Raw genomic sequence first — 12,926 nt, 5'->3', positions numbered from 1 at the left:
ATAGCCGCTCGATTTCGAGGCTCCTGAGTTTTCAGGCGAGAATATGGAACGTTTTGGCTGCACATGAGCAGCAGCCGCCGGTCTCCGTTTACACAGAACCGAACAGCGACGCCGCGAACCGTTGTCACACCGCACGAAATCTAGCGGTTTCGCCGCTTGCCCTCGAGCAGGTCGAGAACCGAATTTGCCGCATCCAGAACATTCGTGCCAGGCCCGAATACGGCGGCGATCCCGTGGTCCATCAGGAACTGGTAATCCTGCCGCGGAATGACGCCACCGACCACCACGATGACATCGCCAGCACCTTGCGCCTTGAGCTCGTCGACCAGTTGCGGCGCCAGCGTCTTGTGGCCGGCAGCCAGCGACGACATGCCAACCACGTGTACCTTATTGGCGACGGCGAGCTCGGCTGCTTCCTTCGGCGTCTGAAAGAGCGGCCCGGCCAACACGTCGAAGCCGATGTCACCAAACGCGGAGGCGATCACTTTCGCGCCGCGGTCGTGGCCGTCCTGACCCAGCTTGGCAACCATGATCTTCGGCGTATGGCCGAGAATCCTGCCGATATCGCTCATGCGGTCTTTCAGCACTGCCAGCTCCGGTTCGTCACGATAGGCTTGACCATAGACGTCCTTGATGACTTCGGGCTCGGCCGCGTGATCACCGAAGGCACGACGCATGGCATCCGAAATCTCGCCAATGGTCGTACGCGCGCGCGCCGCTTCGATCGCCGCCGCAAGCAGGTTCCCCTTGCCGCTATCTGCAACCTCCGCAAGCAAGTCGAGGGCAGCTTGTACGGCGGTGGCGTCGCGGCGACGTTTCGTCTCTTCGATACGCTTGATCTGGGCAGTGCGCACGGCGGCATTGTCGATCGCCAAGGTCTCGATCTCTTCCTCTGTCTCGAGCCGGTACTTGTTGACGCCGACAATGACCTCGTCACCCTTGTCGACCGCCGCCTGGCGTCGCGTCGCCGCTTCCTCGATGAGCCGCTTGGGCAAACCCTCGTTGACGGCCTTCGTCATGCCGCCGAGCGCCTCGACCTCCTCGATCAAGGCCCAGGCCTTATCGGCGAGTTCGTTTGTCAGGCTTTCGACATAATAGGAGCCGGCAAGTGGGTCGACGACCTTCGTCACGCCCGTCTCGTGCTGCAAGATAAGCTGCGTGTTGCGAGCAATGCGCGCCGAAAACTCCGTCGGCAGCGCGATCGCCTCGTCGAAGGAGTTGGTATGGAGCGACTGCGTGCCGCCCAGCACTGCCGACATCGCCTCGAAGGCGGTGCGAATGATATTATTGTAGGGATCTTGCTCCTGCAGCGACACGCCCGAGGTCTGACAATGGGTGCGCAGCATCAGCGACGAGGGCTTTGCCGGCTTGAACTCTTCCATGATCCGCGTCCAGAGGAGCCGCGCGGCGCGCAGTTTTGCTGCCTCCATGAAGAAGTTCATGCCGATGGCAAAGAAGAAGGAGAGGCGGCCGGCAAAATCGTCGACGTTCAATCCCTTGGCAAGCGCAGCACGAACATATTCGCGCCCGTCGGCGAGCGTGAAGGCCAGCTCCTGCACCAGTGTCGCGCCGGCTTCCTGCATGTGATAGCCGGAGATCGAGATCGAGTTGAACTTCGGCATCTCTCTTGCGGTGTATTCGATGATATCGGCAACGATCCGCATCGAAGGTTCGGGTGGATAGATATAGGTGTTGCGGACCATGAACTCCTTGAGAATGTCGTTCTGGATGGTCCCGGAAAGCTCAGCCCGCGGCACGCCCTGTTCCTCGCCGGCGACGATGAAGCTCGCCAGTATCGGGATAACCGCGCCGTTCATCGTCATGGAGACAGAGATCTTCTCCAACGGGATGCCATCGAACAGGATCTTCATGTCTTCGACGCTGTCGATCGCAACGCCTGCCTTACCGACGTCGCCGACGACGCGCGGATGATCGCTGTCATAGCCGCGGTGGGTTGCAAGGTCGAAGGCAACCGAAACGCCCTGCTGCCCGGCGCCGAGCGCCTTTCGGTAGAAGGCATTGGAGGCCTCCGCAGTGGAGAAGCCGGCGTATTGCCGTATTGTCCAAGGGCGGCCTGCATACATCGTCGCGCGCGGGCCCCGCGTAAAGGGTGCAAAGCCAGGAAGCGATCCGAGGTGTTGAGCACCCGCTATGTCGCCATCGGTATAGAGCGGCTTGACGTCGATCCCTTCGGGCGTGCTCCAGACGAGCGTCTCCGGCGAGGCCTTCAGCTCTTTCTCCGCAAGAGCCTGCCAGTCGCCAAGCGTTTTCTTCGTCATTTTATCCTCCGGCATTCTTCTTTTGCCGCAGGCTAGCACTTTAACCGGCTGCGGCGCGATAGAGCCTTAAGATATTTTATCCGAGGTTTCTTCGCCTCGATCGCGTCACCGGGATCGCTCCGAGAGTACAGCGACCGTCGTGGCGCTTACTCAGGAACGCGAGTTCATCGACACCTCATCGATCCGGTCTTAACCGCAGGCGAACACCGGGCGGTTCAGGAAACGCTGACCGGCTTGGAACGCAACCGACTTGCCGTCGCCGGATCCGCCCTTCGACAAAGCTGCGGCGGCAGGCCTTTCATTATGAGCTCCGCATCAGCGACAGCCATCGAGCCAAGCGCGTAGAAGGCATCTCGCGTACCGCCGGTGCGATGTGCAGATAGCAACAACCCCTCCACCTTGCGCACGGGATCGTCGGGAGCGACCGGCTCATCTGGAAAGACGTCCGTCGCGGCGCGGATATGGCCAGATCTCACTGCCTCGAGCATGGCAGGAAAATCGACGACGGCCGCACGGCTCATCAGCAGGAAGGCGGAGCCCGGTTGCATCATTGCGAATTCACGCCGGCCGATGAACCCTTCGTTCTCGCTGGTTACGCTGGCAAAGACGAAGACGACGCGGCTTTCGCAAAGCACTTCATCCATTGATGCCGGCATGCAGTCGAGCCGCTCGACAATCTCGGCCGGCAACCAAGGATCAAAGACGCGCACGGTATTGCGAAACGGCCGGATAAGATCACGCAAGTGGCGCCCCAGATCTCCAAAACCGATCAGGCCGACCGGTGCGCCGGAAAAACGAAATGTCTCGTCGTTTCCGGCAAGGCCATACTCTTCGACGCCCGCTCGCAACTGCCTATCCGCCCTGGTGATGCCACGGGCAAGATCAATCGCCATGCCAAGCGCGGCTTCGGCCACAGGCGACGCAAAGGCCGATGCCGGCGTGATCACCCAGATACCACGCTCGACACAGGCCTGGTAATCGATATTCGGCAGGAAGTTCGACTCGACATTGATGATGGCCTTTAGCCTTGGGGCGCGATCCAGGCGCTCCTTCGGCATGTCGGTCTGGCCGAAAATCAGCACCGTGTCCGGCAACAGGGCTTCGACCTGTTCTGCCGGCATCTGGCGATCTTCGCAGACGACGAGTTCTCCCAGCTGTCCCAGACGGCGGCGAACATCCGGCGTCATGATGAGATCGAGCGTCCGCGGCAGCGGATCGACAAGGATAATGTTGCGGCTCATGGCTCCTCCCAAGTTGCCCGCAGAATGAAAATGCGCGCAGATTTTAGCAAGCGCTTTGTGCTCTAGGATGCCATCAATGGGTCCTCCCTGACCACCTGTGCCAGGAAATCGAGGACCGTGCGGACGCGCAACGGCAGGCTTTTGCGCGACGGATAGACGACATTGATTGGCAGGCGCGCGGGCGGAAATTCTGGCATCACCTTCATCAGCCTGCCAGCCTCGATGTCTGGGCTGGCAAGGAGATGCGAAAGCACGGCAAGACCGCCCCCCGTCAACACTGCGCGATGTACCGCCACGGCATTGTTGGCCACCAGACGCGGTGCGATGCGCACGGAAATCTCGTCCGACCCATCGGAAAACGACCACGACCGTCCATCTCCGGCGCGGCTGTAGCAGATGCATTCATGGCCACCAATGTCATCGGGCGCTTTGGGCATGCTGTGTCGTTCCAGGTAGCAGGGCGCCGCGACGAGAAAGGCGGTCGTCCAGCCGATCCGCCGGCACATTAAGGTACTGTCTGACACCGCGCCAAGCCGCACTTCGAGATCGATGCCATCGCCGATCAAATCGGACGGCTCCTCGCGGAAAATCAGTTCGACCGACAGGCCGGGATGGCGTTCGAGCAGTCCCGGGAGGCGCTCGCTGACATAAAGACCAAGAGGCGCGGGCAGGGTGAGCCGCACTCGGCCGGACGCCATGGCCGTCTCGACGCAGGAGGCTTCGTTGAGAGCGTCCACTGCCTCGACCACCCGCAGCGCCATCGCGATCATTTGTTCACCTTCGACGGTCAGGGCAAGCGCACTTGTGGTACGATGCAGCAGGCGCGTGTTGAGATGTCCTTCCAGTGCGGAAACCTGCCGGGAGACTGCTGGCTGTGTGAGATCGAGATCGATTGCCGCTGCAGAAAACGAGCCTGTCTCTGCAACGCGCAGGAAGGCTCTCAGCGCAGATACGATGTCCATCTTTCCCCCATACGTTTCGACATAAGCCTTATGTCACAGTTTAGGTCGGAAGAGCTTTACTGTCCAGCCATTACGGATATTTTGTGTCCATAAGGATACCGAATATCCTTAATAGGAGAAAGACATGACACAGCGCCTCAACTACGCACAGCAATCACCCGAGTTCTTCAAGAAGCTCTCAGACCTCAGCATGGGCCTGAAGGACAGCGTCATCGAACAGAAGATTCGTGACCTCGTGAACATCCGCGCTTCACAGATTAACGGCTGCGGCTTCTGCCTCGACATGCATGTCAAGGAAGCCAAGATCCATGGCGAGAGCGAGCTGCGCCTCTATCACGTGGCGATCTGGCGTGAATCCAACCTCTTTGTCCCGCGCGAGCGCGCTGCACTTGCCTGGACCGAAGCAGTCACGAACCTTCCCGAAGGCGGCATCCCCGACGAACTCTACGAGCGGGTCCGCGGCCAGCTCTCAGAGAAGGACGTTTCCGACCTGACCTTCTCGATCATGGTGATCAATGCCTGGAACCGCGCCAGCATCGCGTTCAAGGCAGTCCCCGGTTCCGCAGACAAGGCCTACGGCCTCGACAAGGCCGGCCTCAACTAAGCTTACGACCTCAGAGCCATCAACACAGCGGCCGATGGCCGCCCTGAAGGGAGAAGTCCGATGAAAATCGTCATCATTGGCGGGACCGGCCTTATTGGGTCCAAGACAGTCGAACGCCTGCGCAAGCAAGGTCATGAGGTGATTGCCGCCTCTCCGAATACCGGCGTCAACACGATCACCGGTGAAGGGCTGGCCGAAGCGCTCGTCGGCGCCGAGGTCGTTGTCGACCTCGCCAACTCGCCCTCTTTCGAGGACAAGGCGGTGCTAGAATTCTTCGAAACCTCGGGCCGCAATCTGTTCGCGGCAGAGAAGTCCGCCGGCGTCAAACACCATATCGCGCTTTCGGTGGTCGGGACCGAACGGCTGCAGGAGAGCGGCTACTTCCGCGGCAAGCTAGCCCAGGAAAAGCTGATCAAGGCCTCGAGCGTTCCTTACACGATCGTTCATTCGACGCAGTTCATGGAGTTCTTGAGCGGCATCGCGCAATCCGGCACGGTCGGCGATACAGTTCACCTGTCACCGGCCTATGTACAGCCGATCGCCTCCGATGACGTCGCCGATGCCATGGCCGACGTTACGCTCGCTCCACCGGCCAATGGCACGATCGAGATCGCCGGCCCGGAGCGCTTCCGGCTCAACGAACTCGTTGCTCGCTACCTGAAGGCCACGGGTGATGCCCGCAAGGTCGAGCCGGATCCCGAGGCACGTTACTTCGGCGCCCGACTGGTCGATGGTTCGCTGGTTTCGGACAACAACCCACGCCTGGGACAGATCACCTTCGAGCAATGGTTCGCAACCTCCGCGCGGAAATAACAGAGCGTCGCTGCGCCATAATTCTTAAGGCGCAGCGGCCGACCTATGAAAGGAATCTCGATATGATGAAGTCGATCTTTGTCGCAGCTGCCCTCGCGGCGCTATCATTCAACGCAGCCTTCGCCGGTGACGCCGGCGGCAAGGCTTCCAAGGTCACGCTCGTCTATGAGCACGAGCTGCCGAACGTTCCGGGCAAGAGCATCAAGGGTGTCCTGGTCGAATATGGTGCAGGTGGCTTTTCCGAGGGCCACACCCATCCGAATTCCGCCTTCATCTATGCAACGGTGCTGGAAGGCTCCATCCGCAGCCAGGTCAATGACGGGCCGGTGAAAACCTATCATGCCGGAGAGAGCTTTTCGGAGATGCCCGGCGACCGTCATGGCGTCAGCGCAAACGGCAGCAAGACAAAGCCTGCAAAGCTGCTTGCGGTCTTCGTGGTTGACAGCAAGGAAAAGGAACTGACCTATCCCTTGAAGAAGTAAGTCAGGGCGGGCCGGGTGTTGATCGCGCACACGGCCCCTCCGCACAGGGCCGCAACCTCGCGATCGGAGCCTGCCATGTTCAACGAACAACTCTCGTTGCCGCTTGTTCTGATCAATCTTCTGGGCGTTGCCGGTATTATCGTATGGCATCTCCAGGGTCGTGACCGCCCGACCGCCAGGCTGGTCGTTCAGATCCTGTTTTTCGCATGCATGACCGCTGTCCTCGCCCTTGCCGGCATCCTGCCGCATCGCGTCGAGGAGACACATCTGACAGGCACCACGGCATTTCTGTCCACCACTGCCCGGGTCTTATGGTGGACACACCTTGCATGGACCCTGATCGGCTTCGTGCGCATCTATATCGTCTTGGAGCGACGGCCGCGAGAAGCCCGGCTGCTGCAGGATCTGATCGTTGCCGTTGTCTATCTCGGAGTGGCCCTGTCCATCCTCGGCTTCGTCTTCAAAGCGCCCATCGGAACCCTGGTCGCGACCTCCGGCGTGGTCGCCATCATCTTCGGCCTTGCGCTGCAGAATACGCTCGGCGATGTCTTCTCAGGCATCGCGCTGACATTGGGGCGGCCCTTTGTCATTGGTGACTGGATCGTGCTTGGCGATGGGACCGAGGGACGTGTCATCGAGAACGACTGGCGCTCCACATTTCTGCTCACCGGCGCTCATAACGTTGTTGTTCTGCCCAATAGCGCCCTGGCGAAAGTGGGGCTGACGAACCTCAGCCGTCCCGACGAGACGCATCAGATCACGCTGCTCGTCCGCATCGCGGCAAGCCACAGGCCGGAACTCGTCGAGGAGGCAATGCGAACCGCCCTGCAAGGCTGCACGCGGATCGTGCAGGACCCGCCGCCGATCGTCGCCCTCAAGGGGATCGACGCTGTCGCAATAGAGACCGAACTGCAGTTTCGCGTGACCAGTCCGGCAGATAGAACGCCGGCGAGGAACGAAGTGATCGATCTTGTCCATCGTCACTGCCGGGAAAGTGGCCTATCCCTTGCAATGCCGCCCCAGAGCTACCTCTATGCAATGCCCGGCGCGGGCGAGGTCAAGCTACGCTCATCCGGCTCGTTCTAGGACCCATTCGAAGCTGCTCTTCCAAAGATCGGCGGGAATATCCTTGGACAGGGTCTCTATCAGATCGGACAATCTGACGCTGCGCAGCTTCTGCCGCCACGCTTCGTCGGCTTCCCACATGATGACTGCTACGGCGCAAGGACCGCTTTCGCAATAGCCAAGCGGCCGACAGGGATTGTTGGCTCTGATATTGTTGCAGATAAAGGTTTGCGCCTTACCCTCAACGGCCTCGACGATGTCAAGAAAGGTCAGCTCGGCCGGTGCTTTTGCCAATCGGTAGCCGCCCGATGGACCGAGCGTCGTATGAACGAGACCCGCTTGGGAAAGGCTCTGCAGCGCCTTCGAAAGATATTCCTTCGGAAGCCCGTGGAACTCCGCCAATGCCTTGGTTGACAGGTAACGGCCTTCAGGCAGACCGGCAAGTATGGCGCAACAATGTAGCGCCCATTCGACTTGGCTTTTCAGGATCATCAATTCAGTCCGGGTTCGACGCCCGACAGCATCTATTAAGGATAGAAAGTATCCCTATTTCGCGACAATGTAAACAGACTGACCATTGCGACAGTCAACGGGCAGCCCGATCGCTTGTATTCACGAACGGCAGCTGAAGCGCAGTATGGATTGGACCCCAACCGTGTCCTCATTCCAGCCGAGTGCGATCAGGACCCGGCGAATGGCGCCTTCGTGCCGCGTCCAGTCAATCTTGCCTGCAGCCCTTGGCCACAGGCGGGTCGGCTTTGTCATAGGCGAGCTCTGGATGGATGCGGCGATCGATCGACTCACGGGCTACAAGCAGGCGCTCGCCACCGTCGACGTCGGCCTTTGACGAGGTGCGCAATGGCGACTGGCTGGCGCTCGGGGGTTACGAAGCGGGTCTCGAACTGCTCCCACATCGCAACCGCGCAGGGGTCGATACCCTTCTATCCGCAACATCGGACCGGAACGTGGAGCAGAGCCTTGTCAGATCATGTCCCGAAGCGATCGGCCGGTTTCCTGAAGCAGCTTGAAGGCCGCATACCGACGACCATGTCTTTCGCGCACCGCACCCGCGACAGGCCGATAGACCTTTGCAATGCGCGACATCACACCCATTGCGCTGGAAATGTCGGCGTGACAGCCACCGGCAACGGCCCCGAGCATTGCAGCACCAAGCAGCACCGGCTCCGGGCTGGTTACGCTGGCGACCTGCCTTGCCGTGGCATCGGCGATCATCTGCAGGACGAGGGGGCTGCTTGCCGCCCCGCCGCTGGCCACGATCAGGTCGATGTCGATCGCTTTGCCAGCCAACGCGTCGAGCAACTGCCGCAGACCGTAGCCGAGACCGGCAAGCCCCGCCACATAGAGCGAAACAAGCGACTCCTCGTTTTCGTCAAGCGTCAGTCCGGCGATCAGTGCGCGTGCATCCGGATCGGCAAACGGCGCGCGATTGCCGAGGAACTCCGGCACCACGACGATACCGTTGGCGAGATCGGCGGCGGTGTCGCCGGCACAAGCAGCTGCCCGCTCCAGATAGCCGACGAGCGACAGTCCCTCTGCCTTTGCGCGGGCCTCGATTTCGCCGGAGGCCGGATGCATACGCACCAGATGGTCGATTGCGGCACCTGCCGCCGACTGCCCACCTTCGTTCAGCCACAGGCCCGGGACCATCGCTGAGAAATAGGGACCCCAGACGCCGTCGACAAAAGTTGGTTGCTGTGTCGTCGCCATCGAGCAGGCCGAGGTTCCGAAAATATAGGCCAGGCGGCGGGAAATGTCGGCGCCACCCGACGTTCCAGCTTCAACCGCGCCAAGTGTTCCGATGCCGCCCGCGTGCGCATCGATGAGGGCAGCACCAACAGGCGTGCCGACCAACAGGCCGAGATCGGCGGCCGCTTGGGCGGAAAGGCCGGTGCCAAGCGCCGTTCCCGGAGCGACAATATCCTTACCGATCCGCGTGAAACCATCAACAGTGAGGTCTTCAAGGCCGATGGCCCGAAAATAGTCGACGTCCCAGCGCCCCTCATGGGCGAGATAGGTCCACTTGCACGTCACCGTGCAGACTGATCGCGCCTGGCTTCCCGTAGCGCGCCATGTCAAATAGTCGGAAAGGTCGAAGAAGTGGGCCGCTGCCCGGTATTGCTGGGGCAGGTGCCTCTTCAGCCACAGGAGCTTCGGCGTTTCCATCTCGGGCGAGATGCGGCCACCGACATAACGCAGCACGTCGTGCCCGCCGCCGTTGATCTCGTCGGCTTCGGCGACGGCCCGGTGATCCATCCAGACGATGATGTTCCTGTTGGCATCGCCTGAACGGCTGACGCTGGTCGGGCGCCAGTCCGCGCCGAGAGCAACGAGCGAACAGGTGGCGTCGAAGCCGATGCCGGCGATGGAGGCCGGATCGATCGCCGCATCCTCAACCGCCTTGCGAACAGTGCTGGAGACTGCCCGCCAGATATCCTCGCTCGACTGCTCGACAACGCCGCCAGCCTCGTGCCAGATGGCAATGGGTTGTTTTGCCGATGCGAGCAGATCACCGCTCTCGTTAAAAACCCCCGTGCGGGCGCTGCCGGTGCCGACATCGATTCCGAGAAAGTGACGTGCCATGTCTAAAGATCCGTGCTGTGCGGCAAAATGACGAGGTCTCGGATTGTAACATTGCGCGGCCGCGAGAGCATGAACATGACGGCATCGGCCACTTCGCTTGCCTCCATCAGCCCGCCTGCTGCGATGGTTTCTTCGAGCTTCGCCTTCGGCCAATCGCTGATCAGGGCCGTGACTACGGGTCCCGGCGCGACGGCACCGACGCGAATGCCATGCTTCATCACTTGTCGCCGAACCGTGTGAACGAAAGCCTGCACCGCAAATTTGGAGGCAGTGTATATCGGCTCCCAAACGACGGGAACCAGACCTGCAATGGAACTGGTCATGATGATGTCGCCGGTCTGCCGTTCAACCATGTGCGGCAACACGGCCTGGACAGAGCGGAAGGCAGCATTGACGTTGAGGTTCAGCATGCGGTCCCAGGCATCGGGATCTCCCTCCACGACGTCTCCGCCGATGTAGGCACCGGCATTGGCGTGGAAGATGTCGAGCTTGCCGAATTTTTCCAGAATCTGCGGCATCATCGTCGCAACGCTTTCCGGGTTGGTCAGATCGACAACCAGGGGAAATGCCTGCGGTCCGAGTTCGGAGCAAATCCGTTTCAATGACCCCTCAGCCCGATCGATGAAGGCGACGCTGACACCCTCACTGAGCAGCGCCCTTGCGCATTCAAGGCCGATCCCTGAGGCCGCGCCGGTGATTGCAGCGACCTTTCCAGAAAGTTCCTGTCTCATAGCATTCCTTACCTTTTGTCTGGGTTTTACGCGCGTCCGTGGGACACCCTCGAACGGCGTGCGAGCGAGTCGACAATGACGGCAATGGCAAGAACGGCGCCGGTTATCATGTAGCGAAGCGACGATGACAGATCGAGCAAGGTCAGGCCGTTGGCAATTGACTGGATGACAATGATGCCGAGCAAGGCCGAATAGGCGCTGCCGCGACCGCCAAAGAGGCTCGTACCGCCGATGACGGCAGCCGCGATGGCATTGAGGTTGACATCGCCGGTGCCGGCCTGCTGGCTTGCCGACGCAAGACGTGCCGCCGACAACACGCCGCCAAGTGCAGCCAGCATCGAGCAAAGCATGAAGGCGCTCGCATAAATCATGCGAACATTGATGCCGGCGCGGCGTGCGGCCTCGCGATTGCCGCCGACCGCCGTCATCGAGCGGCCCCACTTGGTGCGGGTCAGCGCGTAGCTCATGGCCACGGCCAGGCCGACAAACAGACCGAACATCCACGGAATGCCGCGGTCCTGGTTGAGATAAAACACGATCAGCTCGAGCACCAAGGTGATGACGACAGCGCGGAAAATCAGACCGCCAAGCGACCGCGAGGACAAGCTTGCCGCGCGGCGGCGAACGACGGTGCGATAACCGCTCACGAACAGCACGAACCCTGGAATGGCGGCGAGAACATAAGAAACGGGATCGGGCATGACCAGGAGCTGTCCGAAGTTCACGACCGCAGAGCCATAGGGCAGGTTGATCGAACCGGTCGCGCCAAGAAGGTAGAGTTGCATGCCGAGAACGGCGAGTAGACCGGCAAGCGTCGAAACGAAGCTCGGCATTCCCAGTCGATTGAACAGCAATGCATAGAGCGCACCGATGACACCACCCGCTGCAAGGGCGGCGACGATCGCCAGGGCGACCGGCCAGCCTTCGTTGACCCACAGCATTCCGACGAGAGCCGAGGCGAAGCCGCTGATCGAGCCAACAGAAAGGTCGATTTCGCCGACCATCAGGATACAGACGATGCCAAGCGAGATAACACCGACCGTCGAGGCATCGAAGAGCAGGTTGACGAGGTTGTTGGCCGAAAGGAAGACCGGATTGAGCGACGCAAACACCGTCCAGATGAGAACCAGGCCGACGACGACCGGCAACGACCCGAGATCGCCCGATCGCACGCGATCGGCAAAGGCCCGGATGGCGCCGCTGACGCCGGTTTCATGCTTGACGCGAACGTCGCTTCGATCGAGCAGGGGTGCGGATGGGGCGTTCTGATTGGAGTTGGTGCTCATAGGTTTCCGCCCTCTGTGATATCGCGCGACGCCTGGCGTCGGCTTGCCCTGCGGGAGACGGAATTGTCCGCGGCTCCGGTGATGGCGCTGACGAGTTCCTGGTTGGTTGCGTCGGGATAGAATATCCCGTTGTTGCGGCCGAGCCGCAGGACCACGATGCGGTCTGCCACGGCCCGCACGTCCTCCATATTGTGGCTGATCATGATAACGCCGAGGCCGCGGTCACGGACCCGTTCGATGAGGTTCAAGACCTCCGCCGTCTGCGCCACGCCGAGTGCGGCCGTCGGCTCGTCGAGCATGATGAGCTTCGGCTCCAACAGCAGCGATCTGGCGATCGCCACCGTCTGACGCTGACCGCCGGAAAGCGACGCGATCGGAATGCGAACGCTGGGAATGCGCGCTGAGAGCTCATTCAGGAGCGTCCATGAGCGCACCTCCATCGACACTTCGTCGAGCTTCAGAGGACTGGTCTCCCGGCCAAGGAAGATGTTGGCCACCACATCAAGATTTTCGCAAAGCGCGAGATCCTGGAAAACCGTCGCAATGCCGAGATCGAGTGCCGTACTTGGGTCAGCGAGCGTCACTGGTTTGCCCGCGAAGGTGATCGTGCCCGATGTCGGCTGGTGCACGCCGGCAAGAATTTTGACGAGTGTCGACTTTCCCGCGCCATTGTCGCCGACCAGCGCCACGACTTCGCCCGCATGCACATCGAGATCGATATCCGTCAGGGCTGATACGGCACCGAAATTCTTGGAAACGCCACGCAGGCTGAGAACGAGCTCGCCGATCGGAGGCGTATCGTGTTGAGTGTCCGTCATCGAGGCAAGCCTTTCCGTATGACTTCATGCGATCTGCAATGGCC

13 protein-coding genes are annotated in these 12,926 nt (G+C 60.8%); 5 read left to right on the top strand and 8 right to left on the bottom strand.

Annotated elements, in window-relative coordinates; all coding sequences use genetic code 11:
* Positions 1-140: 140 nt before the first annotated feature.
* From scpA to ACSQ9D_RS27770, 3 genes are all read right to left on the bottom strand, one after another.
* Positions 141-2,279, bottom strand: coding sequence for a methylmalonyl-CoA mutase (gene scpA, locus ACSQ9D_RS27780; RefSeq protein ID WP_436285025.1), 2,139 nt, complete (start codon positions 2,277-2,279; stop codon positions 141-143).
* Positions 2,280-2,494: 215 nt separating this feature from the next.
* A complete protein-coding gene (locus ACSQ9D_RS27775; RefSeq protein ID WP_436285024.1) occupies positions 2,495-3,520 on the bottom strand; it encodes a hydroxyacid dehydrogenase in 1,026 nt (341 codons plus the stop codon).
* 62 nt (positions 3,521-3,582) lie between these two features.
* On the bottom strand, positions 3,583-4,482 hold the full coding sequence (locus ACSQ9D_RS27770) for a LysR family transcriptional regulator (RefSeq protein ID WP_436285023.1): 900 nt from the start codon (positions 4,480-4,482) through the stop codon (positions 3,583-3,585).
* Between the two features lie 124 nt (positions 4,483-4,606).
* Between ACSQ9D_RS27770 and ACSQ9D_RS27765 the strand changes: the two genes are divergently transcribed.
* From ACSQ9D_RS27765 to ACSQ9D_RS27750, 4 genes are all read left to right on the top strand, one after another.
* Complete coding sequence (locus ACSQ9D_RS27765; protein WP_436285022.1) at positions 4,607-5,086, top strand: carboxymuconolactone decarboxylase family protein; 480 nt, start codon at positions 4,607-4,609, stop codon at positions 5,084-5,086.
* A 60-nt stretch (positions 5,087-5,146) separates the two neighbouring features.
* On the top strand, positions 5,147-5,899 hold the full coding sequence (locus ACSQ9D_RS27760; protein WP_436285021.1) for an SDR family oxidoreductase: 753 nt from the start codon (positions 5,147-5,149) through the stop codon (positions 5,897-5,899).
* A 62-nt stretch (positions 5,900-5,961) separates the two neighbouring features.
* Positions 5,962-6,381 (top strand): cupin domain-containing protein, encoded by a 420-nt coding sequence (locus ACSQ9D_RS27755; protein WP_436285020.1) that lies wholly within the window; start codon positions 5,962-5,964, stop codon positions 6,379-6,381.
* A 75-nt stretch (positions 6,382-6,456) separates the two neighbouring features.
* Positions 6,457-7,467 (top strand): mechanosensitive ion channel family protein, encoded by a 1,011-nt coding sequence (locus ACSQ9D_RS27750; RefSeq protein WP_436285019.1) that lies wholly within the window; start codon positions 6,457-6,459, stop codon positions 7,465-7,467.
* On the opposite strand, the gene ACSQ9D_RS27745 is transcribed toward ACSQ9D_RS27750, so the two are convergent.
* A complete protein-coding gene (locus ACSQ9D_RS27745) occupies positions 7,450-7,938 on the bottom strand; it encodes an RrF2 family transcriptional regulator (protein WP_436285018.1) in 489 nt (162 codons plus the stop codon). The two genes, ACSQ9D_RS27750 and ACSQ9D_RS27745, sit on opposite strands and share 18 nt — an antisense overlap.
* A gap of 202 nt (positions 7,939-8,140) precedes the next feature.
* Between ACSQ9D_RS27745 and ACSQ9D_RS27740 the strand changes: the two genes are divergently transcribed.
* The gene (locus tag ACSQ9D_RS27740; protein ID WP_436285017.1) at positions 8,141-8,293 is read left to right on the top strand and encodes a hypothetical protein; all 153 of its coding nucleotides are present in this window, start codon (positions 8,141-8,143) and stop codon (positions 8,291-8,293) included.
* A gap of 134 nt (positions 8,294-8,427) precedes the next feature.
* On the opposite strand, the gene ACSQ9D_RS27735 is transcribed toward ACSQ9D_RS27740, so the two are convergent.
* The 4 genes from ACSQ9D_RS27735 to ACSQ9D_RS27720 are packed head-to-tail and all read right to left on the bottom strand — an operon-like array spanning position 8,428 to position 12,882.
* A complete protein-coding gene (locus ACSQ9D_RS27735) occupies positions 8,428-10,047 on the bottom strand; it encodes an FGGY-family carbohydrate kinase (RefSeq protein ID WP_436285016.1) in 1,620 nt (539 codons plus the stop codon).
* Positions 10,048-10,049: 2 nt separating this feature from the next.
* Positions 10,050-10,778, bottom strand: a complete 729-nt coding sequence (locus tag ACSQ9D_RS27730) for an SDR family oxidoreductase (RefSeq protein ID WP_436285015.1) — start codon at positions 10,776-10,778, stop codon at positions 10,050-10,052.
* Positions 10,779-10,804: 26 nt separating this feature from the next.
* Positions 10,805-12,064, bottom strand: a complete 1,260-nt coding sequence (locus ACSQ9D_RS27725; protein WP_436285014.1) for a sugar ABC transporter permease — start codon at positions 12,062-12,064, stop codon at positions 10,805-10,807.
* The gene (locus tag ACSQ9D_RS27720; RefSeq protein ID WP_436285013.1) at positions 12,061-12,882 is read right to left on the bottom strand and encodes an ATP-binding cassette domain-containing protein; all 822 of its coding nucleotides are present in this window, start codon (positions 12,880-12,882) and stop codon (positions 12,061-12,063) included. The genes ACSQ9D_RS27725 and ACSQ9D_RS27720 overlap by 4 nt, the downstream gene beginning before the upstream one ends.
* Positions 12,883-12,926 lie beyond the last annotated feature (44 nt).

It is taken from the genome of Rhizobium sp. LjRoot258, assembly GCF_964254185.1.
Taxonomy (GTDB): Bacteria; Pseudomonadota; Alphaproteobacteria; order Rhizobiales; family Rhizobiaceae; genus Rhizobium.
This window is presented reverse-complemented; position numbering and strand designations above follow the sequence as displayed.

Bases quoted from the DNA above. Each gene is read 5' to 3' on its own strand.
- scpA (WP_436285025.1), bottom strand. From the start codon at position 2,279: ATGACGAAGAAAACGCTTGGCGACTGGCAGGCTCTTGCGGAGAAAGAG.
- ACSQ9D_RS27775 (WP_436285024.1), bottom strand. From the start codon at position 3,520: ATGAGCCGCAACATTATCCTTGTCGATCCGCTGCCGCGGACGCTCGAT.
- ACSQ9D_RS27770 (WP_436285023.1), bottom strand. From the start codon at position 4,482: ATGGACATCGTATCTGCGCTGAGAGCCTTCCTGCGCGTTGCAGAGACA.
- ACSQ9D_RS27765 (WP_436285022.1), top strand. From the start codon at position 4,607: ATGACACAGCGCCTCAACTACGCACAGCAATCACCCGAGTTCTTCAAG.
- ACSQ9D_RS27760 (WP_436285021.1), top strand. From the start codon at position 5,147: ATGAAAATCGTCATCATTGGCGGGACCGGCCTTATTGGGTCCAAGACA.
- ACSQ9D_RS27755 (WP_436285020.1), top strand. From the start codon at position 5,962: ATGATGAAGTCGATCTTTGTCGCAGCTGCCCTCGCGGCGCTATCATTC.
- ACSQ9D_RS27750 (WP_436285019.1), top strand. From the start codon at position 6,457: ATGTTCAACGAACAACTCTCGTTGCCGCTTGTTCTGATCAATCTTCTG.
- ACSQ9D_RS27745 (WP_436285018.1), bottom strand. From the start codon at position 7,938: ATGATCCTGAAAAGCCAAGTCGAATGGGCGCTACATTGTTGCGCCATA.
- ACSQ9D_RS27740 (WP_436285017.1), top strand. From the start codon at position 8,141: ATGGCGCCTTCGTGCCGCGTCCAGTCAATCTTGCCTGCAGCCCTTGGC.
- ACSQ9D_RS27735 (WP_436285016.1), bottom strand. From the start codon at position 10,047: ATGGCACGTCACTTTCTCGGAATCGATGTCGGCACCGGCAGCGCCCGC.
- ACSQ9D_RS27730 (WP_436285015.1), bottom strand. From the start codon at position 10,778: ATGAGACAGGAACTTTCTGGAAAGGTCGCTGCAATCACCGGCGCGGCC.
- ACSQ9D_RS27725 (WP_436285014.1), bottom strand. From the start codon at position 12,064: ATGAGCACCAACTCCAATCAGAACGCCCCATCCGCACCCCTGCTCGAT.
- ACSQ9D_RS27720 (WP_436285013.1), bottom strand. From the start codon at position 12,882: ATGACGGACACTCAACACGATACGCCTCCGATCGGCGAGCTCGTTCTC.